Origin of the sequence: Sporomusa sphaeroides DSM 2875 (genome assembly GCF_001941975.2) — a bacterium.
Taxonomy (GTDB): domain Bacteria; phylum Bacillota; class Negativicutes; order Sporomusales; family Sporomusaceae; genus Sporomusa; species Sporomusa sphaeroides.
Genome location: NZ_CP146991.1, coordinates 829,625 through 854,999, shown reverse-complemented (window position 1 = coordinate 854,999; position 25,375 = coordinate 829,625). Strand labels below are relative to the sequence as shown.

Genomic DNA, 25,375 nt, shown 5'->3' with positions numbered 1-25,375 from the left:
GCGGCTGAAACAATTAAGCTAGTCGCGTCATGTGATGAAATGATATGTAGTATATATAAAGATTATCATTCTCATTTATCGATTATAGCTTATATCTCTCAATAACGCAATTATTTCCGAAAAAATTCCATTTTGCAAAATATAAAAGACCTGCTGTGTGTCTGCAGCCAGACGCACAGCAGGTTCTAATGAAAACAAGATACAACAACTTTCTGTTCACACTACCTGAACCTTATACTCGCGCAGCCAATGATCTGCCTGGATAAGGTAGGCAAACAACTGCGGCCCGCTCATCAATTGACCAAACCAGGGAATATTTGCGGCAGTCATAGGAGCCTGAGCCAGTTGTTTAAGCTTTTCAACATTCAGAATTTGCTGCAAGGGGGATGCCGGGTCGTGCAAAATAGCCAAGGCCTCCCCAACAACCAGCTCGGTATAGGCAGGGTTATGCGTTTTGGGGTAAGGACTCTTTTTCCGCCATAGCACATCGTCCGGCAAAACTCCCTCCATAGCGTGGCGCAACAGGCCTTTTTCTCTATTTTGATAATGCTTCATGCTCCAGGGGACATTCCACACATATTCCACCAGCCGGTGATCGCAGAAGGGTACTCTGACCTCCAGGCCAAAGGCCATACTCATGCGGTCTTTGCGGTCCAGCAGGGTGGGCATAAATCGCGTAAGGCTGAGATAAAATATTTCACGCATTCTGGCCGAACGCGCATCCTCTCCCGGCAGGCACGGCACTTCCGCCAGCGCCTCCTGATACCGCTGAGCTACATAGTCGGCTGGCTTAATTCTGCTGTGCAGGTCTTGATTTAGCCAGGAAATGCGAAATTCCGACTGGAGCGACCAGGGAAAAGTCGTTGCCTGAATCATCTCTTCCCGTTGAAACCAGGGGTAACCGCCAAACACTTCATCGGCACATTCACCGGATAAAGCCACTGTGGCTCTTTTTTTGATTTCACGACAAAACAAGTATAGTGAAGTATCAATATCGGCCATGCCCGGCAGGTCCCGGGCCAAAACAGCAGGCTTCAGACTGGCTGCCAATTCCGGATTATCTAATACAATATTGTGGTGGCAGGTGCCAAAATGTTCGGCTACTCTTGTGACCCAAGGAGCATCCGCATTGGGCTGAAAGCTATTTGCCTTAAAATATAGATCATTGTCCAGATAATCTACCGAATAAGTAGGCAGACTGCCTAATCCTTCCTGTTTAAAAGAGTTGGCCGCTAACGCCGTAAGCACACTCGAATCAAGGCCGCCGGACAATAATGTACAAACAGGTACATCTGACACAAGCTGACGTCTGGCAGCATCAAGCAAAAGCTCCCGAACCTGAGCCGCCGTTGCGGCGAAATCCTCGGTATGAGGTTTGGATACCAGCTGCCAGTAGGGTTTAATCCATTGTCCCTGCCGGTTGTAAACCATAAAGTGTCCAGGCTTTAATTCCCTGACACCGCGGAACACGCCATGTCCCGGTGTCCGGGCCGGCCCAAGCATAAACACTTCCGCCAGTCCCTCTTCATCAAGCTCCGGCCGAATCAGAGGATTGGCAAGCAAAGTTTTTAACTCTGAACCAAAGATAAAACTGCTGCCACGTTCAGCGTAAAACAACGGCTTAACTCCAATACGGTCACGGGCTAAAAATAAGCTTTGCCTGGCTTCATCCCAAATACCAAAGGCATATATACCGTTAAACTTCTCAAGACACGCCGGCCCCCATTCAATAAAAGCCTGCAGCAGTACTTCCGTATCACAATGGGTACTGAAGGTATACCCCTTTGTTTCAAGTTCCTGCCTGATTTCCGGCGTGTTGTACAGTTCACCGTTATAAGTAATGACAAATTGCTGCGCACCGCGACAACGAATCATCGGCTGCGCACCTCCCACAGGGTCAATAACGCTAAGCCGCCGATGCCCAAGTGCCGCATGTGGCGTAATATAGGTCCCCTGCGCATCCGGCCCGCGTGCAGCCAGTGTAGCAACCATAGCTGATACAATATGGCTTTTCTCTGTTAGATTTCCATCCCAGTCAATCCAGCCGGTAATCCCGCACATATATTCATCATCTCCCTAAAAAAGTATTGCCTGTGGCGCCAAGCCGGTAAACCGGCACGCTCCACAGGCAACTTTGCCTCACATATTACATTACCTGCTTATAGATATGCATTAAGGCAAACAATTGTCACTATCGGTAAAAAAATATGTATGGTACGGCGTATCCGCGGATACGCTAGTTTTAATCACCCGATTCAATTAGGGAGGAATTGCTATGAACGAAACCAGACAAGCTTCCGAAGCAGTCACAACATCACAGACAACTGCACAGTCTGATGTTCAAGGCGCTGATATTGATAATGCCGGTAACCTCTACCAGGAAAGCGGTCTTGACGCCACCCAGGATACCCTCCGGACAAGCCATCTAAAGGCAGGCAATCAGCATGCCACAAATAATTTAGTAGCCAGAATGCTGTGGGGACATGAAGAAAAGGTCAATCTTAATATGCGGGTGTCCGAAGATGGCTCCTTAGATTTAAATGATGATGTAAGGTAAAGAAAACACGGCTTGCGCCGAGCCTTTGGCGGGCCGAATTGCTATGCCATCCAGGCGCGTCGCAGCGGAAGCCGATGTTGACCCTTATCCTGTTCTTAAGAAATACTTTCTGTTAGGGTAAAAAAGTCGGAAAAACAGGCCTGTACGGCCTGTTTTTTCCGCGAACAGTGACTTTTGTCACAGCTTATAGTGCATTTATTTGCTAAACTAAGTACAAAGATAACCAAAATCCCCAAATATAAGGAGGTTCTTTGCATGGAAAAGCAATTCATAAAAAATATCGAATTCAGTAAAGCCCTGGATATGGTCAACCTGGTAGACTATCAGCCTGGCAAAGTTGTGAGCCTGACCTTATCACAGAATAAAACCCTCAGTATGACACTGTTCGCCTTTGCCAAAGGTGAAGCCATCAGCAGTCACTCGGCTCCCGGCGATGCTATGGTGTACATCCTTGACGGCAAGGCGGAAATCACTATCGGTGGCGAGACAGTCACTGCAACAACCGGGCAGGTGGTTGTTATGCCAGCCGAAGTTCCTCACGCATTAGACGCTGTCGAGAACTTCAAAATGCTGTTAGTACTTGTTATGTAACGTCAATTGACAAAAACCCGCATTATTTCCCAGGAAATAATGCGGGTTTTTATGTTGAAATAAGGTTACTGTGACAAAACGTCGGCCAGGCGGTACAATTCCGGGTCAATATCTTTCTTCTTGCCGACAGCATCTGCAATCGGCACTTCCACACATTGTTGATTATGATAGCCAATCATAATACCACTCTTCCCGGCTAGCAGTGATCTGACAGCTGTTTCGGCCAGCCGGCTGGCCAGCAGCCTGTCGGCAACCGTGGGCGCCCCGCCGCGCTGAATATGGCCAAGTACCGATACCCTGGTTTCCAAACCGGTTTTAGTACGAATGTATTGACCTAATTCAATAGCACTGCCTGCCCCTTCGGCAACCACCATAATGCTGTATTGCTTGCCCTTAGCTCTCGATTCCAGCAATTGCTTGCAAATGTCCTCCCGGGAAAATGGCACTTCCGGAATGAGGATACTCTCAGCACCGCCCGCCAAGCCGGCAGTAAGGGCAATCCAGCCGCAATTTCTCCCCATAACCTCGACCAGCATGACCCGGCCATGGGCAGAGGCTGTATCCCGTAATTTATTAATGGCTTCAAGCGCAGTATTTACCGCCGTATCAAACCCAATAGTATAATCGGTGCCCCAGATGTCATTATCAATACTGCCTGGGAGGCCCACCATCTTTATTCCCATGTCGCCCAACTGCTTAGCGCCGGTCAGAGAGCCATCACCGCCAATTACAATAAGCCCCTCAATCCCATGGGATTGTAAGTTAGCCACCGCTTTCTGACGTCCGGGTAATGTTTTAAATTCCTCACTGCGGGCTGTTCCCAGGAACGTCCCGCCTTTTTGAATAATATCACCCACTGAGCGCGAATCCAATTTTGTCATATTATCCGCAATCATGCCGGCATAACCGTTTCTAATTCCCCAGACTTCAACCCCATGGGCTAAAGCCACACGAACTGCCGCACGGATAGCCGCATTCATTCCCGGGCAGTCGCCGCCACTGGTAATCACTGCAATTTTTTTCACATTACCCCTGCCTCTCCATACCAAATTGCCGTGGATATCTGTTGTATTATTTCTGCAAGCCGGTTCTGATTGCCTGCTTTTCCGCAAAAATGTACAACTTATTTTATCCGTTATTTATATATGTATTGCATGAAATGAGAGGCTTAGTACTGGTAACTGTTTTATACTTTGAATTTATTAACCGCCTGGATTAATTCTTCAGCCATTTTTGCCAGTGCCTGACTGGAAGCGGCGATTTCTTCCATGGACGCCGATTGCTCCTCTGTTGCGGCAGAAATAGTTTGGACCTGAGCCGCCGCTGCTTTACCTGCCTCATCTATATGGATAGTTGCCGAGCTAACCGTTGCGCTGTCCGTCGACACGATTGCCAACGCCTCGTTTACCTGATTTATATTGGTTACTATATTGCCGACAAGGGCTGTAATCTCCGCAAATGCGTCCCCGGCTTTATTTACAGCCTCGGTACTGTTATTTACGATTACGCCGGTTTCGGACATTCCTTCTACAGCCGCCTTAACATCAGCCTGATTGGCATTGATGAGCTCTTTAATGTCTTTTGCCGCATTGGCAGACTGCTCTGCCAGTTTGCGTACCTCATCGGCAACTACGGCAAAGCCTCTGCCATTCTCGCCGGCACGGGCGGCTTCAATAGCCGCGTTCAGTGCCAGCAGATTGGTCTGCCCGGCAATATCTGTTATGACATTAACAATTTCGCCGATTTGTTTAGAGCTTACTGCCAGCTTGTCAACAGCCATCCCCACATGCTTGGTGCTTGTCCTCACAAGCTCCATCTCTTGTACGGCATTTGTTACGAATACAACTCCGTTTTTAGTGGCAGCCAGTGCAGTATCAGCCCCCGTGGTAATGGTTTGGGCCGATTCGGCTACCTGGTCTAAGCTTGCTGCCATATGCCCAACCGCGACAGCGGTCTGATCCAAAGCTTTACTCTGAGTTTCAGTGCCTGCAGCTACTGCCGAAATAGACTCAGCCACATTGTTAGCTGTTTTGGCTGTTTGATCAGCACTGGCAGTCAACTGCTCCGACGAAGCAGCCACCTGTTCTGCAGCCTGCGATACTTGCCGTACCAAGTTACGAATATTTCCTGCCATTTGCAAACAACTGCCAGACAACCGCCCGACCTCATCATTACTATTAATACCTGCTTGGTTTACATTAACTTGTAGATTGCCATTAGCCATTTCCTGCATAAATCTGCTTAGCGCATTCAGCGGGTTGGAAATCCTGCCGGCAGCCAGAACGATTATAAATCCGAGAAGCGCAATAGTAACTATGCCAATACCTATACTGTAGTTGCGCATAGTTACCAAATCTTCGAAGAATTCACGCGTTGGAGCGGTTGTTACAAACAATAGCGGCGTCCCTTCGATAGCCGTCGCACAATAGGACTTGTCCTCACCTCCAAAAGCACCTGTTACAATCGTGCCGGGTTCAGCCTTGAGGTGATTGTAAAGCGACTCCAACACACCGTTATCAAGCTTCTGCATATATTCACCGGCTTTTACTGTCGGATGAATAACAAACATTCCGTTGCTGTCCAGAATAAAACCATAGCCGGTCTTAGCCACCTTTGTCGCCAATACCAGCTCCTTAACCTCATCAAGATTAACCTCAATAGCAGCAACACCCACGGTCATGCCGTTACGGACAACCGCCTTGGCAACGGTAACAATCATCTTGCCGGTTGTCTGACTTACATAGGCGTTGGTTACCAAAAATTTATCCGGGTTGGCAACCGCATTCGTATACCAGCCTCTCACCGTAGGGTCGTATCCGGGAGGCATAGAGCCTGGCGCCGATTTGATAAAGCGCTTATCCGCATAACCGACACAGACGTTATCAATATTGTCGGCGCTCTTATGTATGCGCTTGAATAATGCCTCCGCTTCGTTATCAGGCACAGGTACAGCCAATACCTGCACCAGCGTCATCGCCAGCCCTTTTATCCGCTCGAATTCGGCTTCGGCATCCTTAGCCCGCTGGAGACCGTCAGCAGTCATAGAGGAGTTTACATACTTGACCACTGCCTCATCGGCAATGTAATAGGATACTACGGAAGATAAAGCAAAGAAAACGATCACCGGAGTCAGTACAAACAGCAACATCTTCGACCTAATTGAGTCAAGCTTGATGATATTATCCAGTTTGCAAAACATGAGTCCACCCCTTTCTTATACGTTTGATATAGGTTACAGAACACCGCTGTTGCAGTAGACGACCTGGCTGCAACAGCGGCTCTTATTTTGCAGCTTTAAGGTGTGTGAGGTTTAATAACAAGGAGTATAAAGGAAGTTCCGCGCTCCGCTTGGAACTAAGCGATTCACACAAGTTCCAGCGTCGCGCTGCTCCTAATAACCTGGTTTACTTATGCTTGGGATGATAATGGGTATGCAGCAGCTCATGGGATTTGTGACTTAAGGGTTTACCCAGGAACTCATCATACAGCGCCTTCACTGCCGGATTTTTGTGCGACTGCCTGATAGGCAGCTCGCGGTCAGCCTGATACAGACCGGCCATCCGGGCTTCCTTGGTAGCCTTGGTGGTGCCCCAGGGCTGACCGCCGCCGCCAATGCAGCCGCCAGGACAGCACATGATTTCCACAAACTGATACTCACAGTCGCCGGCGCGGATTTTATCCAAAATGACCCGGGCATTTTTCAGGCCGTTGGCAATGGCCACTTTGACTTTCTTGCCGTCAAGGTCCACTTCGGCTTCTTTAACGCCGGTGAGGCCGCGTACGCCTTCGAAATCGACGTTGGCCAGTTCTTTGCCTGTGACTACTTCGTAGACGGTACGCAGCGCGGCTTCCATAACACCGCCGGAGGTGCCGAAGATGACGGCGGCACCGGTGGACAGGCCAAGGGGTGCGTCAAATTCTTCTTCGGTCAGTTTATTAAAGTCAAAGCCGGCTTGTTTGATCATTCTCGCCAGTTCACGGGTGGTTAAGACGATGTCGACATCCCGGTAGCCGCTGCCGTTCATTTCGGGACGGGCGCTTTCATATTTCTTGGCGGTGCAGGGCATGATGGAGACAGATACGATTTTGGCGGCGTCGATACCGGCTTTTTGAGGGTAATAGCTTTTGGCTAAAGCGCCAAACATTTGCTGCGGCGATTTACAGGTGGAGACGTTGTCCAGCAGGTCGGGATAGAAGGTTTCGACAAAGTTGATCCAGCCCGGGCTGCAGGAGGTGATGAGGGGCAGGGTGCCGCCCTGGCTCATTCTTTCGAGGAGTTCGCTGCCTTCTTCCATGATGGTGACGTCGGCGGCAAAGTCGGTGTCAAAGACTTTGTCAAAGCCTAAGCGGCGCAGGGCGGCTACCATTTTGCCGGTGGTGATGCTGCCTGGCGCGAGGCCGAATTCTTCGCCGAGGGCTACCCGGACAGCGGGGGCGACTTGGACGAGTACATGGTTATCGGTGTCGGCAATGGCTTGCCAGACTTTTTCGGTTTCGTCGTTTTCGTAGAGGGCGCCGACAGGACAGACGGCTATGCACTGACCGCAGTAGACGCAGGTGCTGTCCTGGAGCGGCCGGTCGAAGGCGGTGGTGATTTCGTAGTCCACAGACCGGTGGGCGGTGTTGATGGCGCCGACGGTCTGGACTTCCTGGCACATTTCGACACAGCGGCCGCATTTGACGCATTTGGACATGTCGCGGACGATGACGCCGTTGGAGGCTTCGACAGGGATTTGTTTGGGCTGGTTTTCAAACAGGGGCTTAGCTATGCCAAAGTCACGGGCCAGCTGCTGGAGTTCACAGTTGGTGTTTCTGATGCACTGGAGGCAGTCCTGGGGATGTTCGGCCAATATGAGTTCAAGCACGTCTTTTCTGGCCTGGCGGACAGCCGGGCTGTTGGTGATGAATTCGGCGCCGTCCCAGACTTCGTTGCTGCAGGCGGTTTTGAGTTTTTTCTGGCCTTTAAGCTCGACTACGCACAGGCGGCAGGTAGCTCGCACTTTAAGGTCCGGATGGTAGCAGAGTACGGGAATGTCGATGCCGACCATTTTGGCGGCATCTAAGATCAGGGTAGTTTCAGGACATGATACGGGGATGCCGTCTATGGTAATGTTGACGATTTTGTTGGGATCGGATGCATGATGACCCACACTACTCACCTCTTTCCTGTTCAGTAAAGCAAATTTGTGCCGGACATTTCTGGTTCAGGTGATCTTCGAATTCGGCTTTAAAGAGCTTCCAGCAGGTGTTGAGGGCTACGGCTGCCGATTGGCCCAAACCACAGAAGGAGGCATTGGTCATGGTGTCAATTAACCGCCGCAGCACGGTCATGTCGTGCTGGGTTGCCTGACCTGCGGAAATTTTGCCCAGTATCTCATAGATTTGCTTGTTGCCTTCGCGGCAGGGGGTGCATTTGCCGCAGGATTCATGGATGAAGAATTCGGTTACGCCTTTGAGGTAATCGATGACGCACACGTCTTCGTCCATAACGACGACGGCACCGGAGCCAACGCTTAAACCGGCATTGCGGAGGGCTTTGTAGCAATAGGGGGTGTCAAGCTGGGCTTCACTGCCAATGGGGCCGGACTGGCCGCCTAAATGGAAGAATTTAAGTTTTTTGCCGTCAGGGATGCCGCCGCCCAGTTCAGGGTCATAGATGACATCGCGCAGGCTGACGCCAAAGGGGATTTCGTATACGCCGCGGTTAACGACGTTACCGGACAGACAGACGAGCTTGGTGCCGCCGCTGTCTTTGGTACCATAGCTTAGGTATTTGTCGCCGCCTTCTAAGACGATGGTGGGGATGTTGGCAATGGATTCTACGTTGTTTACGAGGGTGGGCAGGAGGAACAGGCCGACTTCGGCCAGATGGGGCGGTTTGATGCGCGGGCGGCCGGCCTTGCCTTCGATGGAGTTTAGGAGGGCGGAGTTTTCGCCGCAGACATAGGCGCCGGCGCCGGTCATGATGTGGATGTTGAATTCAAAGCCGCTGCCCAGGATGTTTTTGCCCAGATAACCGGCTTTGACGGCGTTGTCGATGGCGCTTTGGAAGACTTTCTGAATGGCGCGGTATTCGCCGCGAATATAAATATAGCCGTCGTGGGAGTTGAACACATAACCGGCAATGGTCATGCCTTCGATGACCCGGAGCGGATCCTGGCCTAAAAGGATTTTATCCTTAAAGGTGCCTGGCTCGCCTTCGTCGGCGTTAATGACAATGTATTTGGGGAATTCGGGGATTTCCAGCAGCTGTTCCCATTTGGAACCGGCCGGATACGCCGCGCCGCCGCGGCCTAAGAGCTTGGCCTTTTTCACTTCGCCGATAATGTCTTCCGGTTTCATGGTAAAGGCTTTTTTCAGACCTTCATACCCGCCGGACTTTACATAGGCTTCGGTACAGTCAGGACGAATGACGCCGCAATTGCCGGAAATGAGTTGGTTTATTTTTGACATGACGACACCCCCCGGTAACTTGTCACAATTTCGGCTACCTTGGCTGCGGTCAGGTTACCATAGACTTCATCGCCGATTTTGGCTACCGGACCAATATCACAGGCGCCTACACAGCTGGTGTGCAGCAGGGTAAACTGATTGTCAGGAGTGGTCTCACCCAGCTTAATGCCCAATTCTGCTTCAAACAGGGCCACTACGGCATCGGCTTTGGTTACATGGCAGGGTGTGCTTTTACAGATTTCAATGACATATTTGCCCCGGGGCACCGTACTGAACATGGCATAGAAGGTAAGAACATCATGGATTTTGCTGATGGGCACATCCAGTTGGCAGGCGACGACTTCGGCCCATTCTTCGGCTACGTAGTTTTCGCCGGAGGTTGCCTGAATATCTAATAGTATTGATAACAACTGCTCTTTGGCTTTACCATATTGATTGATAATGGCCAAGACTTGCTCGTATCTTCTGATGATTTCCAATGCCTGATCTTTTGTTACTTTTGAACAACACATGCTTGTTATCTCACCCTTTCCTGAAACTGACTGGCACCCTAGCCAGACTGGCTATTAAAAGAAGCCGTTCTTATGCAAAAAGGCCCCAGGGTTGTCCGATCGTTTAGCGACTGCATAAACCCAGTGGCCCGCCTACGCGGAAATCATAATGACTTCACGGGACTTTTCCCGCAAACGCCTTTACCCTTTCAACGCAGGCGGACCACTGAAACCGCTCTGACTATAATGGCACTATCGCAACAACGCCCCGGAGATGACCATACGTTGAACCTGGTTGGTTCCCTCGTAAATCTGGGTAATTTTCGCATTTCTCATTAAACGTTCAACAGGGTATTCGCAGATGTATCCATAACCACCAAAAATCTGAACAGCATCTGTGGTTACTTCCATAGCAATGTCGGAAGCATACATTTTAGCCATCGCCGATTCCTTAGAATAGGGCAAGCCTTGGTCCTTAAGCCAGGCAGCCCGGTAAACCAGGAGACGTGCTGCATCAACTTTGGTGGCCATATCGGCAAGCATGAAGCCGATTGCCTGATTATTGGCAATTGGTTTGCCGAACTGTACCCGCTCTTTAGAGTATTTTACTGCGGCATCAAGCGCAGCCTGAGCTATCCCGAGTGCTTGGGCGGCTACCCCCAGCCGACCGCCGTCAAGAGCAGCCATGGCAATTTTAAAGCCTTCGCCTTCTTTGCCCAGCATGTTCTCTTTCGGCACTTTAACATCCTGGAATACTAATTCCATCGTAATGGAGGAGCGAATGCCCATTTTATGTTCCTTTTTGCCAAAGGTAAAACCGGGCATGCCTTTTTCCATAATAAAAGCGGTGATGCCTTTTACACCTTTTGCCCTGTCGGTAATGGCGAAGACAATGTAGGTTTCGGCTTCTCCGGCATTGGTAATAAAAATTTTACTGCCATTGATCAGATAATGGTCGCCTGCCAAAACGGCTACTGTCTGCTGTCCGGCAGCATCAGTACCGGCATTTGGCTCTGTAAGGCCAAATGCTCCCATATGCTGGCCCTCTAACAGCGGGCGCAGGTATTTCTCTTTTTGGTCTTCTGTGCCAAAAGCAAAAATTGGCCAGGCACATAATGATACCGTAGCAGATAAAGTAATACCGATACCGTCATCGACTTTCGACAATTCTTCAACAGCCAGGAGATAGCTGAGATAATCGCCGTCTGCTCCGCCATACTTTTCCGGGAAACAAATGCCGTTTAATCCCATTTCTCCCATAGCATCAATTAAAGAACGGTCAAACAGACTCTCTTCATCCCGTTTGACAACACCTGGCGCCACTTCTTTCTCGGCAAATTCCCTCACCATTTTTCTCATCATTTGTTGATCTGCATTTAATTCAAATTGCATCACATAACACTCCTATAACCTAATTTATCTTGTACCTTTATCAAGGTTTTTGCTGGGCACAGACCCACTGGGTTTTGGGGAATATAAGCGGGTATTCAGGTGAGGAGTATCCCCACCTGAATTAACCAACCCAATCTATGCAGTAAGCCCTATTGTCCTTTAAAAACAGGCTTTCTTTTTTCAAGGAATGCGCTCATTCCCTCTGTCTGGTCATCGGTGGTAAAGCACATACCAAACAGCTCGGCCTCAAAAGCATAGGCCTGCTCAGAATCCAGTTCCACACCCCGGTTAATGGCAGTCTTGGCTTGACTGACAGCAATGGGTGCTTTGGTTATAATCCTTCCGGCCAGGTCTTTGGCGGCAGTCAAAAGTTCTGCATGCCCAACTACTTTATCAACCAGGCCAATGGCCCGCGCTTCCTGCGCGTCAATGATGTCACCGGTTAAGATAAGCAGTTTGGCCTGGCTTTTGCCTGCCAGTCTTGCTAACCGCTGCGTGCCGGCAAATCCCGGGGTAATACCTAAATTCACTTCCGGCTGGCCAAACCTGGCTTTTTCGGACGCCACCCTGATATCACAAGCCATGGACAGTTCGCAGCCGCCGCCCAGAGCAAAGCCGTTAATGGCGGCAATTACTACCCGGGGGAAGTTCTCGATCCGGGAAAAAACCTGCTGACCTAATCTCGCCCAATCCCTGGCGGCAACAGCAGATATATTTGCCATCTCGGCAATATCTGCACCTGCGACAAAGGCCTTTTCACCACTACCGGTAAGGATAACCGCGCCTACTGCCGAATCAGCCTCTAACGCTTTAAACACACTGTCAAGTTCCAGCACGGTTGCCCGGTTAAGAGCATTCAATTCCTTGGGCCGGTTAATAGTGATGACCACCACGGCCCCGTCTCTTTCAACAATCAGGTTGTTATATGCCTGCATGGACGAACCTCCTCCGTTTTAGTTGTATGTATAAAAGCCGCGGCCGGATTTGCGTCCTAACCAGCCGGCGTCAACATACTTGCGCAGCAGCGGGCAGGGTCTGTATTTGGAGTCACCATAACCTTTATACAATACTTCCATAACATACAAAATAGTATCAAGACCAATCAAATCCGCCAGCGCCAACGGTCCCATCGGGTGGTTAAAGCCTAATTTGGCTACATTATCAATATCTTCTACACTGGCAACGCCTTCCATGAGCGCATATACCGCTTCATTAATCATAGGAACCATGATTCTGTTGCCGCAAAACCCCGGGAAGTCTTCTACTTTTACCGGTGATTTCTTCAGAGTAACCGCGAACTCGCGGATGGTTTCATAAGTCTCGTTCGAAGTAGCCAGGCCCATAATGATTTCCACTAACTGCATCACAGGCACCGGGTTAAAGAAGTGCATGCCAATAACTTTGTCCGGGCGCTTGGTTACGGCAGCAATTTGTGTTATCGGCAGCGAGGATGTATTGCTGGCAAGTATTGTATGCGCAGGGCATACCGCATCAAGGGTAGTAAAAATCCCCTTTTTGATTTCAAAGTTTTCTACAGCGGCTTCGATGGCGAAATCCACATCGGCTGCACTGGCTTTTAAATCAATACTGCCACTAATCCGGCCCATAATTTCCTGCTTTTCAGCTTCCGCCAGTTTACCCTTTTCCACAAGTTTGCTCAGATTTTTCTCAATTCCCTTAAGACCGCGTTCAACAAATTCAAGCTTAATGTCGTTAATAATTACTTCTATTCCTGCTGTCGATGCTATCTGGGCAATACCGCTGCCCATCTGACCGGCTCCGATAACCAACAACTTTTTAATGGCCATATGCATATCCTCCTCCACACAATCCTATACAGTTAAACCTTTTCAATAACAGTTGCTATCGCCGGGCCGCCGCCCACACACAGGGAGGCCAGACCATACCGTTCGCCTCTGCGTCCCATCTCATAAATAAGCGATACAATAATCCTGGCTGCGGTACAACCTACCGGATGCCCCAAACCGATACCTGAGCCATTGGCGTTAACTTTGCTCATATCCAGTTTGAGCTCCCTGTTTACGGCCAAAAATTGGGCGGCAAATGCCTCGTTCAGTTCATAATAACCGATGTCTGACGCCGTGAGCCCGGCGTAACTAATGGCCTTCGGCACAGCATATGCAGGACCTATACCCATAATTTCAGCTTCAACCCCCACACTTGCGGTAGAGAGTAGTTTAGCCAGCGGCTTTATTCCAAGCTCATGCGCTTTTTCCGCACTCATAAGTACCAAAGCGGCTGCCCCGTCATTTACGCCGGAGGCGTTGCCGGCGGTGACCGTACCTCCTTTTTTGAAGGCAGGTTTCATAGACGCCAGTTTCTCTAAGGTGACATCGGCGCGAGGATGCTCATCGGTGTCAACAAGCATTGCCCCTTTTTTAGTCTCTATGGTGACAGGTGCAATTTCATCCTTAAAAATTCCGTTTTGAATGGCTGTGACCGCTCTTTGGTGGCTGTTGAGGGCCAATTCGTCCTGCTCTGCCCGGGTAATGTTATAGCGCTCTGCGAGGTTTTCAGCCGTAAGCCCCATATGATAACCCATAATCGCGCAGACTAGTCCGTCATACAGCATAGAATCCTGTACATCGCTTGGCCCCATACGGTACCCTTCTCTTGCTCCTTTTAACAGGTAAGGAGCCTGGGACATGCTTTCAACCCCGACTGCAACGGCAATTTCGGCTTTGCCCAGCAGGATGGATTGACTGGCTAATTCAAAAGCCTTCATCCCTGAGCCGCATTGCTGATCTACGGTATAGGCATACCCTTCTGCCGGCATACCGCATTTTAACTGAATCTGCCGGCCGGGATTTCCTTTGACACCTGCTTTATAAATCATGCCGCAGGCTAATTCCTCAACTTGGGCCGGTTTGATTTGCGCCTGAGCCAGTGCTGCATTTACAGCCGTTATTCCTAGTTCAACCGCGTTTACGCCTTTCAGCTTACCAAGAAAATCACCAATCGGTGTACGCTTTGCTCCGACAATTACAACTTCACGCATATCATTACCTCACTTTATCAAATGACTTTTCTGGCTCGCAGTTCAGCTATTTCTTCCCCGCTCATCCCGGCATACTCTTTCAGCACGGCTTCAGTATTGCCGCCAAGCAAAGGAGGCGCCTCATTATTAATTACACTGGTCCCGGAAAAGCGCATCGGCGTTGCCGGTAATTTTACTTTGCCAAAAATGGGATCCTCGACTTCTACAATCATATCTCTCATCAGGAATTGCTGATCCTGCATCAATTGTTCTATATCCAGCACCGGAGCCGACGGCACGCTGCTGGCTTCTAAAATGTCCAATGCTTCGTTGACATCTTCAAAACCCTGCAGCCATTCTTCAATGATTGCCACAGTTTCGTTTAAGTTCTGCGCCCGGAGAGTTGTGGAGCTGAACCTGGGATCATTAATATACTCCGGCCGGTTCATTGCGGTACAAAGCCTGGCCCATATTGCCTCATTGAGCGCTCCGAGGACAATATATCTTTCCCGTCCGGCGTCAAAAACGCCGTAGGGACCCATAGTAGCATGGTGCGGACCCGAGCGGCCCGGTTTATCTGTGCCACCACTCATCGTGTAACGGGGAATAGCCGTTTCAATAATGGCACTCAGGCAGTCTCGCAGCGAAATATCGATATACTGTCCTTTACCGGTCTTTTCGCGATAATATAAGGCGGCTAAAATAGCGCCAAGGGCATGAGAACCGGCATTTACGTCACCAATGGAAGTACCGCTGCGGGCCGGCCGGCGGTCCGGATCACCGGCCATCCACATTAAACCGCTCATGGCCTGAGCGATAATATCATAACCTGCCCGCTGCGAAAGCGGGCCTTTTTGACCAAAGGTGGAAATAGAACACATGATGATATCAGGTTTTACTGCTTTGAAAGCCTCATAGGAAAACCCGAGCGATTCCATAACACCTGGCTTGAAATTTTCTGTAATGATATCAGCCTGCTTGGCAAGCTTAAAGATAATTTCTTTGGCCTTGGGATCTTTTAAATTTAAGGCAATTGATTTTTTTCCCCGGTTAAGCATCATAAAATAACCGCTTTGTCCGTTGACAATCGGGGACATCTGCCGCTCATCAGCGCCCTTGCCCGGCTGTTCAACCTTAATGATTTCGGCTCCCAAATCCCTGAGCATTTGCGTTAAATAGGGCCCGGCCAATACGCGGGTAAAATCCAGCACCCGCAGTCCGGCCAAATTTTTTTCTGCCATTTTCACCACTCCTGTATGGTTAAGGGTGCAGTGGTTGCTGCACCCTATTTTATTGTTCTGTTAATTCAATTACTGAGCATCCCGAATGGCATCCAGTATAGCAGCAGGTAAATCTTCCTCCCGGACAGGCCAATTCCGGACACTTTCACTGGTCACGGCAATACGTGGCCCGGTGAATTCCGGAAGGGTTGCACAACCCACCTGACAGCTATTGAGAACCAGCAACACTTCATAGCCACCCGGGTCATCCCAGCGGACAAAGTGTACTTCCTCTGCCGCTGCTTCTACGGCCAGTGCTTGGAAAAGTTCCGGCATATCCAGGCGAGGATTGCAGTTTCCGCAAAATTTGACGCCTATCCTCATGCTGCCTGTCCTGCTATTTATCTTTGTTTGCAGCAACCCCGGCAATATGCAGGGCTAATTTCTTTTTGTGTTCAAGGTTGCCCAGCTTGGAATACATAACTTTTTGTGCCTGCGGCGAACCGGCGCCATGCATACTCTCTACCAGGGCAGTACCGCCTGTCATATTCTCGATCAGCCGGGCCACCCTCATTCTGTCCTCTGTCGACACACCGGCTACTCCTTTGAAATATTTATCCACATACTTCCCGATTTCTGGATGCCGCAAATCAGATTCTGAAGGCAAAGTGGCAGTCAGGCCGCCGCCGATGTCCTGTGCCAGCCGGTCAATATCATAAATCAGACGGGTGACATTGTGTTTACCCACATTGGCCAACAGCGGATCGACAAAGTAGCCGCCGGAGGCTGTCGGTTTTCCTTCCGCCGAGCAGGCAATGGAGCAAGCATACAGGCTTTCTGTCAAATGAATCATTTCATTGATTTTTTCTTTGACATGTCCGGCTTTGCCATAACCGCTCATATCGGCCATGACGGCTGCCGCACCAATAACCACGTCTGAAACTCCGCCTTTGCAGCCACCATAGTTCTGACGATGATAGCAGGCAAATCGCTCTACCAGCAAACCGGAAAATTCCGTTTCCCCACACATAAAGACCTTGTCCCAGGGTACGAAGACGTCTTCCAGCACAGTCAGGCATTCGCCGCCAACAATACCATACCGGGCATTGCCTTGATCGATGTCACCTTCACATTTGCGGTCATCGTTGGTTTGGCGGCCAAAGATATGGATTACTCCCGGTGCATCTACCGGTATGGCGCATGATACGGCATAATCGCTATCATCAGGCGCCATTCCCATTGTCGGCATAATCAGCATTTCATGGGAATTGACCATACCGGTCATATGGGCTTTAGCACCGCGGACAATAATGCCTTTGTCATTTTTTTCAACAATCCGGACAAACATATCCGGGTCCGGCTGTTGCCCGGGACGCAGGCTGCGGTCGCCTTTCGGATCAGTCATGGCGCCGGCTACCATCAAGTCATTTTCCTGCCAGTTGATCAGGTATTTTTTCAGGCGTTCATGATATTCGGTGCCTAGTTTCTTATCCATTTCATAGGTAACGGTATAGAGAGCGTTGATGGCGTCAAAGCCTACGCAGCGCTGATAACAGGTTCCCGTCTTTTGGGAAATCATCCGCAGCATTTTTACTTTCTTCAGCAAATCATCCACACTTTGGTGAATATGGGTGAACCGGTTGATCTTTTTGCCGGTAAGATGCGAGGTGGTGGTCATCAAATCTTCGTATGCCGGGTCATGGGCCAAATCAAAGGTCAGCGCCGCTGAATTTACATGCCCGCGGATAAAGGGATGGTCGACAACCTCTTCACTTTTAAGCAATTGGCCTTTGATATATACTTTGATATTCCGTTGTTTTAGACTTTCTATATACTCTTTGCCTGTTCTCATGTGTTTGCCCTCCTGTTTCGTTCGTTATTTATATTTGATCCGGCGCAGAGCCGGCGGCTTACCTGGCCGCCCACCCGCCGTCAACTAACAGAGTGTGACCGGTTACATAATTTGACCAGTCAGAACTCAGGAAAACAGCCGGTCCGGCTACCTCTTCGAGGGTGCCGATTCTGCCCAGCGGCGTGCTGTCTAAGATCGGCTTCAGTCTGGCTTCGTCATTCAGCCAGCCTTCGGTCATCGGGGTACGGATATAGGCCGGAGCCAGGCAATTGACATTAATGTTGTATTGAGCCCACTCTAAGGCCAGCACCTTCGTAAGCTGGACAACGCCCCCCTTGCTGGAGCAATAGGCTGCAAGCCACGGCATGCCGATTACCCCCATAACGGAAGCAACATTAATTACCTTACCACCGCTCTGTTGCTTAATCATCTCTTTACCCACACGCTGCGCTACCAGAAAGACACCTTTCAGATCGGTGCCAATTACTTTGTCCCAATCCGCTTCTTCCACATCGACTGCCAGCTTGCGGATATTCATGCCGGCGTTATTTACCAGAATATCAATTTTGCCAAAGGCGTTTACGGCTGTCTGCACCATGTTGTCAACCGAGCTGACAGAGCTCACATCACAGGATATAGCTATAGATTTGCGTCCTAATGCCTGTATTTCTTTGGCAGCTTGCTCGCCTTCAGACAGATTTCTGCTTACAATGACAACATCAGCGCCTACCTGAGCCAGCGCCTGAGCAATGCCCAAGCCGATACCCTTGCTGCCACCTGTCACTATTGCCACCTTACCTGTTAGGTCTGCACTCGGAAATTTCATACTATTACCCCCATTTTATAAATTTTATAAAGAAGCAGATGCCTCTTGTTTGTTACCATCATCCTCTTTGATAACAAATGGCTCTTCCTTCAGGAAGAAGGTTACCAGGGCCGCGACAGCCGCGAAACCGGCAAACATGAGAAATACATTGTCATAAGAAATTCCGGCGGCAGTCTTGTGTACCAGATAACCGGCAGCCAATGGCGATATAAATGCACCTAATTGACCAAGACCATTGGTCAAGCCAACAGCCGAACCAATTACTTCTTTAGGATAACGCATTTGCGGGTAGGCATAGATTACACCCCAAACCATATTAACAAAGAAACCATTGAGAATTAGCATCAGAATCAGCAGGTTGGTGCTGCCTTTAGGGATTTGCCCCATGTAGATAAGAATGGGAATGGCAGCTAAGAAGGAAATCAGGGCTACCGGTTTGGTACGGTGGAACACCTTGTCCATCAAGGTTCCGCCAAGCATTGTGGAAATAATGGCAACAGCATACGGTAATGATGCCAGCAAGCCCATGGTTTTGAGACTGAAACCATGTTGTTCAAAGAGAAAAGAGGATATCCACGAGGTACTGCCCCAATAGATTGCAAGCAAACAGAAAAGTTGCAAAGAGTAGAGCCACAGGCTGGGATCTTTGATGATAACGCCGATACCCAGTTTTTTTACATTATCTTCATCTGCAGTAACAAGTCCTGATTTAATGTAATCATATTCTTCCTGGGATAAGCGTCCTTTGGCCAGCATCTCTTCCGGCTTATCGGATACGAAATACCACAGAATTGCTATGCCGACAAGCCCGGGGATAGCCAAAACAAAGAATATTTCACGCCAACTGCCGCCCATAGCCGCGGCAATATAGGTTATCAATACGGGAATAATGGCCGGAGCAAATGCCCAGGTAGTAGAGAAAAACGCAGTGGCCCTTCCCTTTTCACTTTTGGGAAACCAATCGGAAATAGTTTTATTTGCCGGAGAAAAGTGATGGCCTTCGCCTAAGCCCAAGCCTAAACGCAGCAAAATAAACTGAGTGTAGTTGCGAACCAAACCGGTGACAAAGGTAACCGCGGTGAATACCACAATCGCAAGATACATTACACGTTTTGACCCGATTTTATCTGCCAAATAACCGGCGCTCACTTGCGCTACTGCATAAGCAAAGAAGAAGATGGAGGCAGCAAAACCTATTTGCTCATGGGATAAATCCAAATCTGCCCTGATAAGCGGCAGGAAGGTCAACACACTGATTCGGTCAAAATAGTTGATGATGTAGACTAACCAAAGAACAATCAAGATAACATGACGGTATCCCCACATTTTTTTGGCTCCAGTTTGTACCAGACTCATTACATATCCCCTTTCGCTATTACTGCTTAACCGATGGCGCCATCAGGTTTTCAATTACTATAATATGCAACTTCCATGCCAACCCCCAAAAACCAACGCTTTGCGCTTCGCAAGCCTGCAATCAGCAGGTTCCGGTGATAATATTCACCATTTTTTGAAATTTTCAGAAGATATTGTCGAAAAAAGCGGTGAATATTGTCACCGTTGGTGACAATATTCACCGCTTTTCCTCTGAGCATCGCACAACTCTGCAAACAAAACGAAGATTTCAGCATTAAGTTATTAAATTAATTTTTACCCCGGTTTTTGCGATAAGCTTAGCTCATATTTGGCCGCTTTTTTTACTACCGTAGAATGGTCCACCGCTAATTGTTCGGCTACACGCCGGGAAGTCTTATATTTCGCTATTGCCTGCCGGAAGAACTCCTTTTCGAATTCTTCTTTAGCTTCCTTATAGGTTTTTTGACTACTTTCTCCCGGTATAATAACCGGTGGGGCTCCGGCTACAGTCTTTCTTAGCTCTTCCGGCAGATATTCACCCGTAATTTCATCACGTTCACATATAACTACCAGCCGCTCAACAAGGTTTTCCAGTTCACGCACATTCCCGACCCAGGTGTAGTTGGTCAGAATCCGGTATACTTCACCGCTAATCCGCTTTTTTAGCGAATATTTTTTATTATATTTCTCCAGGAAAAAGTTTGCCAGCGGGATAATATCCTCTGCCCGCTCCCGGAGCGGCGGAATGGTTATCTTAAGAACATTCAGCCGGTAGAACAAATCTGAGCGAAACAGTTTTTGGCTGACCATCTCTTGCAAATCCCGGTTGGTGGCGGCAATAATCCGCACATCAACCTGGATTAATTTTTTGCCGCCGACACGATAAAATTCACGCTGCTGGACAAACCTGAGCAGCTTAACCTGCAATGCCAGCGGCAGCTCACCAATCTCATCCAGCAATACTGTGCCGCCGTGAGCTGTTTCAAACAGACCTGCCACACCATCCCGCTTAGCCCCCGTGAAGGCTCCCCCGACATAACCAAACAGTTCTGATTCCAGTAAATTCTCCGGAATTGCACCGCAATTAATCTTCAAAAACCGGGCATTGCTGCGCGAGCTGTTTTTATACACAAGATCGGCAATAACTTCCTTACCTACTCCCGATTCCCCGCCAATTAAGAGCGGGGCATCCACTTTGGCAAACTTCAGGGCAGCATCAGTAACTATCGACATCTTTCTGCTCCGGAACACGAGGCTATGAGCCAGTTTTTGTTCTGCCGTAAGGGTCTCCAGGATTTTTGTGTACTCATCCAGCTTTTCTTTGGACTGGGCCAGTTCTTCCCGCAGCCGGTTAATCTCAGTCATGTCACGGACATTGGTCACTACCCGGAAGATATTGTTATTCTCGTCAAAAATCGGCGTAGACGTCACTACACTCTGCCTGCCGGAACGGAAAGTCTGGTGGATGGTATATGGCTGACCTGTTTTTAAGACTTCCAGCGTACCCGAGTCGGAAACAATTCCTTTTTTGACGATCTCGGCAGCTGTTGAACCAATAATATTTTCTTTTGCAATACCGGTAATCTGCTGATAACTATTGTTGATGCGAACAAAAAGCCCGGTCCCATCTGCAACCACGATCCCATCATGCGACGATTCAAAAATGGCCTTCAAATCTCTATGCTCTTCCTCAAGCTGGCCAATGGCATTCTCTCGAACCCTGTCTTTGCGCAAAATCCCGATAATTCCTTTAAAATAGCGGTTATCCAAACGGTACAAGTCAAAGACGCCATGTTGCTCATCTTTTATAACCAGTGTCGTATCTAACTCTTGTTCTCCCTGATCCGGCATCGCAAAAATCGGTGACCCCACTGAAAAATCCTCTTGTGGAAGCATCGGATGGGCATAAATGATGGTTCCGTCCTCTGTACTTAAAAAAAACTTGACAGTATTATCTTGCGAAATGTTCACATCATCCCTTCCCTTTTCTCTGTTTTAGTCCACATTTGTTTCACTAATCAGAAAACAACTTAAATAAAAAAAGAGCACTCCTGAGCTTTGACTGCAACATCACCTTATGATAATTGTATGGTTTTCGACAAATTAAGTCAATCATCTGTCGCATTATGTCATCTTACATTTTGTAGTAATTTGCTATATAAAAAGCCCGAACACTCATCCTGTAAGTGTCCGGGCTTCACCAGCTTACTGCTTAGCTTTTTTAAATTCTTCGGTAAGCGCCGGCAACACTTCCATAACATCACCAACAATACCATAATCAGCTACTTTGAATATCGGAGCATCCGCATCTTTATTAATGGCGATAATTGTATCTGACGACGACATTCCCGCCACATGCTGGATGGCACCGGAAATGCCACAGGCAATATATACTTTCGGACCTACTGTTTTACCTGTTTGGCCAACCTGGTGCGGGTGCGGCTTCCAGCCGGCGTCAATGACTGCCCGCGATGCACCTACGGCACCACCCAGCACTGCGGCTAATTCTTCAATTAATACGAAGTTTTCCGGTTTGCCCATTCCCCGCCCGCCTGAAACAATAATTTCGGATTCTTCCAAATTACAAGAGCCGGTGCATACTTGTACGGCTTCAATTACCTTAGTCCTGACAGCTTCCGGCTTAACCGTACTGCTTACCCGTATAACCTCACCGGTTCGCCCAAAGTCCGGCTGCGGTCTTTTAAATACATTCGGACGTACTGTTCCCATTTGCGGACGATGCTCCGGACAAAGAATTGTTGCCATAATATTGCCGCCAAAGGCAGGACGGGTCCAGGCAACCAGCCCTGTTTGTTCATCAATGCCAAGGTCGGTACAATCGGCAGTCAGGCCGGTACCCACCCGGCAGGCAACTCTCGGACCAAGGTCTCTGCCATTAATTGTAGCGCCCATAAGAATGACTGAAGGCTTGTAATCAGTAATTAGATCAGTAAATACGGCGGTATAGGCGTCTGTGGTGTATTTCGCAAATTCTTTTCCTTCAACCAAATAAACCTTATCCGCACCATTGGCAAATACAGCCTTAACCAGTTGTTCCACTTTATCGCCGACAATTATGCCTGCCAGCTTTTGCCCCATGCTATCAGCCAGTTTCCGGCCTTCACCCAATAGTTCAAAACCGACATTTCTAGCTTGTCCATCGGCATGTTCAATGTACACCCAGACATCTTTGTAAGCCGCCTTATCAATCGCAGTTACGGCCTCTTCCACATCCCGGATAATGGCTGTTACCGGACATGTCGATACACAAGCACCACAGGCGGTACAGGCTTCCGTAATTACCGCTTTATCCGCTTCCATAACAATCGCGCCAAATGGACATGCACTTTCACAGGCTCCACAGGCAACACACTGTTCTTTGTCTACCCAAATTGCCATTCTAATTACCTCCGTTATACAATCTTTGCTTCTATCAATTTATTTACCAAACCGGCTGCCGCTTCCCGGGCAGTATCTGCCTGAATAATTTGTCCTTGAACGCGCTGCCCGGGGGTAAAAATGCGGCGTACCTGGGTAGGTGATCCTTTTAGGCCGATAGCCCCTTCTTTAACATCCAAGTCAGCGGCAGTCCACACGGGAATTTCTTTACGATTGGCTTTCATTGTTCCCTTTACGGTAGGCAGGCGCGGTTCGTTGATGGATTTAATTACTGTAATAAGTACAGGCAATCGGGTTTCAAGCACTTCATACCCTTCTTCCTGTTCACGCTCTAAGCGCACAACATTTCCGGCTACTTCAATCTTGGACACGCAAGTTGCCTGAACCATATTGAGATGCTCGGCCATCTCAGGACCTACCTGCGCTGTGTCACCGTCGATTGCCTGTTTACCGCAAATAATCATATCAACATTACCTAGCTTTTTGGCAGCAGCCGCCAAAGTATAGCTTGTAGCCAGCGTATCAGCCCCGCCAAAGGCTCTGTCACTAACCAGCAAGGCCTCATCAGCCCCCATGGCAATACACTCTTTCAGTGCCTCTTTAGCCTGGGGCGGCCCCATGGAAATAACCGTGACACTGCCGCCATGTTTTTCTTTAAGTTGCAGCGCCGCTTCCAGGGCATTCTTGTCAAAAGGATTAACAATACTTGGCACCCCTTGACGAATCAGCGTATTGGTAACCGGATCAATCTTAACCTCGGTAGTGTCAGGTACTTGCTTGACACAAACTAAAATATGCATTTTTCAGTCCTCCTTATATAACTTGTTACGGAATACCTTAGAAACAGACTATCATTTACATGATTTAAAAATTTCGTACCTGTGCCGTTAACCTCTCCCGGAATTCAGGATGACTTACAGCAATTAAAGCTTGCGCGCGCTGACGCAGGCTGCGGCCTTTAAGCTCGGCCACACCATATTCTGTTACTACATAATGAACCTCATTGCGGGAAATGGATATTGCAGCTCCGCGGTCAAGTTCACAACAAATATTGGATATCTGACCATTGGCAGTCGTAGATGGGAGCGCAATAATAGACTTCCCGCCAAAGGAGCGTGAAGCGCCGCGAACAAAATCCGCCAGACTGCCAGCACCGCTTACCTGTTTGGAATCAATGGTTTCAGCATTAACCTGCCCTGTCAAATCTACCTGTAGAGCCGAGTTGACAGCAATAAATTTTTCATGCTGACCAATGATATATGGATCATTAATATACTCCAGCGAATGCATCTCAACATCTGGATTGTTATGAACAAAGTCATAGGTTTTGCACGTTCCCAGCAGAAATGCGGCACAAAACTTTCCGGCATTAATTGTTTTTTTCCGGTTAGTGATAACTCCGGCTTGTGCCAGTGAAACTATATGATCAGAAAAAACTTCAGAATGAATGCCTAAATCCTTTTTATCCTGCAAAAACAGTGTTACTGCGTTGTCGACGGCTCCTATACCTAATCGTAAAGTAGCTCCGTCAGGAATAAGTGCGGCAATATTTTTCCCTATCTGCTTCTCAACTTCACTGATTTGCACCGGATTTAACTCAAGTATCGGTTCATCCTTTTCTACAATATAGTTGATAGCTTCCAATGCTATCTTTGCGCCACCGGTTCGCGGCATATTACCATTTATTTGCGCAATTACTATTCTGGCACATTCGGCAGCCGGCTTAGTATAGTCAACCGCTATACCATAACTGCAAAACCCTTGTTCGTCGGGCGGAGTAACTTGAATCAATGCTACATCTACCGGCAATACCTTATTGCGGAATAAACAGGGAATCTCGGAAAAAAAACAGGGCGTATAATCTGCCGACTGCTCTTCCAGCATATTAATGATAGAAGGGCTAACGAAGAGAGTATTATAGCGAAAGGTTTTCTCCATTCCCAGCCGTACATATTGATTTGCTTCCATCGCTGGTAGTTGGACGATTTCAACAGCCTTCAATTCAGAACCTCTGGCAGCTAATGCTGCCATAAGTGATTTAGGTTCGCCACAGGCACTGCCTACGACCACGCGGTCTCCGGAATTAACCATCTGCATAGCTTGCTCTGCTGTAACCAGCTTAAAATCGTGGATATTCCTCCAGCTAGTCTCGATCTTCATATCTGCCTTCTACTACCTTGCTTTCCTGCTGTCCTACACTGCCGATATAATCTTTGTCTCTTCTCATAAAATCGCCCTCC

The 25,375-nt window shown here is 48.7% G+C and carries 21 protein-coding genes; 2 read left to right on the top strand and 19 right to left on the bottom strand.

The window, feature by feature from the left end; all coding sequences use genetic code 11:
• Nucleotides 1-216: 216 nt before the first annotated feature.
• Entirely contained in the window at nt 217-2,061 is a 1,845-nt protein-coding gene (gene asnB, locus SPSPH_RS03785) for an asparagine synthase (glutamine-hydrolyzing) (protein ID WP_075753381.1), read from the bottom strand.
• 214 nt (nt 2,062-2,275) lie between these two features.
• Here asnB and SPSPH_RS03780 point away from each other — a divergent pair, with 214 nt between their 5' ends.
• A complete protein-coding gene (locus SPSPH_RS03780) occupies nt 2,276-2,557 on the top strand; it encodes a hypothetical protein (RefSeq protein ID WP_075753379.1) in 282 nt (93 codons plus the stop codon).
• 255 nt (nt 2,558-2,812) lie between these two features.
• A complete protein-coding gene (locus SPSPH_RS03775; RefSeq protein ID WP_075753377.1) occupies nt 2,813-3,148 on the top strand; it encodes a cupin domain-containing protein in 336 nt (111 codons plus the stop codon).
• A 65-nt stretch (nt 3,149-3,213) separates the two neighbouring features.
• On the opposite strand, the gene pfkA is transcribed toward SPSPH_RS03775, so the two are convergent.
• From pfkA to SPSPH_RS03685, 18 genes are all read right to left on the bottom strand, one after another.
• Entirely contained in the window at nt 3,214-4,173 is a 960-nt protein-coding gene (pfkA, locus tag SPSPH_RS03770; protein WP_109298207.1) for a 6-phosphofructokinase, read from the bottom strand.
• Between the two features lie 161 nt (nt 4,174-4,334).
• On the bottom strand, nt 4,335-6,347 hold the full coding sequence (locus tag SPSPH_RS03765; protein ID WP_075753375.1) for a methyl-accepting chemotaxis protein: 2,013 nt from the start codon (nt 6,345-6,347) through the stop codon (nt 4,335-4,337).
• 205 nt (nt 6,348-6,552) lie between these two features.
• Nucleotides 6,553-8,298, bottom strand: coding sequence for an NADH-dependent [FeFe] hydrogenase, group A6 (locus SPSPH_RS03760; RefSeq protein WP_233138648.1), 1,746 nt, complete (start codon nt 8,296-8,298; stop codon nt 6,553-6,555).
• A gap of 1 nt (nt 8,299) precedes the next feature.
• Entirely contained in the window at nt 8,300-9,601 is a 1,302-nt protein-coding gene (locus SPSPH_RS03755; protein WP_083945380.1) for a complex I 51 kDa subunit family protein, read from the bottom strand.
• Nucleotides 9,589-10,113 (bottom strand): complex I 24 kDa subunit family protein, encoded by a 525-nt coding sequence (locus tag SPSPH_RS03750; RefSeq protein WP_075753373.1) that lies wholly within the window; start codon nt 10,111-10,113, stop codon nt 9,589-9,591. Before SPSPH_RS03750 ends, SPSPH_RS03755 begins: the two co-directional genes overlap by 13 nt.
• 231 nt (nt 10,114-10,344) lie before the next feature.
• The gene (locus SPSPH_RS03745; RefSeq protein ID WP_075753371.1) at nt 10,345-11,484 is read right to left on the bottom strand and encodes an acyl-CoA dehydrogenase; all 1,140 of its coding nucleotides are present in this window, start codon (nt 11,482-11,484) and stop codon (nt 10,345-10,347) included.
• A 149-nt stretch (nt 11,485-11,633) separates the two neighbouring features.
• Nucleotides 11,634-12,419 carry an enoyl-CoA hydratase-related protein gene (locus tag SPSPH_RS03740; protein ID WP_075753369.1) on the bottom strand — a complete coding sequence of 262 codons (786 nt, stop codon included), beginning with the start codon at nt 12,417-12,419 and terminating at the stop codon, nt 11,634-11,636.
• 18 nt (nt 12,420-12,437) lie between these two features.
• Nucleotides 12,438-13,292 (bottom strand): 3-hydroxybutyryl-CoA dehydrogenase, encoded by an 855-nt coding sequence (locus SPSPH_RS03735; protein ID WP_075753367.1) that lies wholly within the window; start codon nt 13,290-13,292, stop codon nt 12,438-12,440.
• Nucleotides 13,293-13,324: 32 nt separating this feature from the next.
• Complete coding sequence (locus tag SPSPH_RS03730; RefSeq protein ID WP_075753365.1) at nt 13,325-14,503, bottom strand: thiolase family protein; 1,179 nt, start codon at nt 14,501-14,503, stop codon at nt 13,325-13,327.
• 17 nt (nt 14,504-14,520) lie between these two features.
• Nucleotides 14,521-15,723 (bottom strand): CaiB/BaiF CoA transferase family protein, encoded by a 1,203-nt coding sequence (locus tag SPSPH_RS03725; RefSeq protein WP_075753363.1) that lies wholly within the window; start codon nt 15,721-15,723, stop codon nt 14,521-14,523.
• Nucleotides 15,724-15,792: 69 nt separating this feature from the next.
• Nucleotides 15,793-16,086, bottom strand: coding sequence for a hypothetical protein (locus tag SPSPH_RS03720; RefSeq protein ID WP_075753361.1), 294 nt, complete (start codon nt 16,084-16,086; stop codon nt 15,793-15,795).
• A 13-nt stretch (nt 16,087-16,099) separates the two neighbouring features.
• Nucleotides 16,100-17,554 carry a 4-hydroxyphenylacetate 3-hydroxylase family protein gene (locus tag SPSPH_RS03715; RefSeq protein WP_075753359.1) on the bottom strand — a complete coding sequence of 485 codons (1,455 nt, stop codon included), beginning with the start codon at nt 17,552-17,554 and terminating at the stop codon, nt 16,100-16,102.
• Nucleotides 17,555-17,612: 58 nt separating this feature from the next.
• The gene (locus tag SPSPH_RS03710) at nt 17,613-18,380 is read right to left on the bottom strand and encodes an SDR family NAD(P)-dependent oxidoreductase (RefSeq protein ID WP_075753357.1); all 768 of its coding nucleotides are present in this window, start codon (nt 18,378-18,380) and stop codon (nt 17,613-17,615) included.
• A 24-nt stretch (nt 18,381-18,404) separates the two neighbouring features.
• Nucleotides 18,405-19,736, bottom strand: coding sequence for an MFS transporter (locus tag SPSPH_RS03705; RefSeq protein ID WP_075753355.1), 1,332 nt, complete (start codon nt 19,734-19,736; stop codon nt 18,405-18,407).
• Between the two features lie 294 nt (nt 19,737-20,030).
• Nucleotides 20,031-21,707, bottom strand: coding sequence for a sigma-54 interaction domain-containing protein (locus tag SPSPH_RS03700; RefSeq protein WP_075753351.1), 1,677 nt, complete (start codon nt 21,705-21,707; stop codon nt 20,031-20,033).
• A 234-nt stretch (nt 21,708-21,941) separates the two neighbouring features.
• Nucleotides 21,942-23,135, bottom strand: a complete 1,194-nt coding sequence (locus SPSPH_RS03695) for an electron transfer flavoprotein subunit alpha (protein WP_075753349.1) — start codon at nt 23,133-23,135, stop codon at nt 21,942-21,944.
• Between the two features lie 14 nt (nt 23,136-23,149).
• The gene (locus SPSPH_RS03690) at nt 23,150-23,935 is read right to left on the bottom strand and encodes an electron transfer flavoprotein subunit beta/FixA family protein (protein ID WP_075753347.1); all 786 of its coding nucleotides are present in this window, start codon (nt 23,933-23,935) and stop codon (nt 23,150-23,152) included.
• A 64-nt stretch (nt 23,936-23,999) separates the two neighbouring features.
• The gene (locus tag SPSPH_RS03685; RefSeq protein WP_075753345.1) at nt 24,000-25,295 is read right to left on the bottom strand and encodes an acetyl-CoA hydrolase/transferase family protein; all 1,296 of its coding nucleotides are present in this window, start codon (nt 25,293-25,295) and stop codon (nt 24,000-24,002) included.
• Nucleotides 25,296-25,375: the final 80 nt, after the last annotated feature.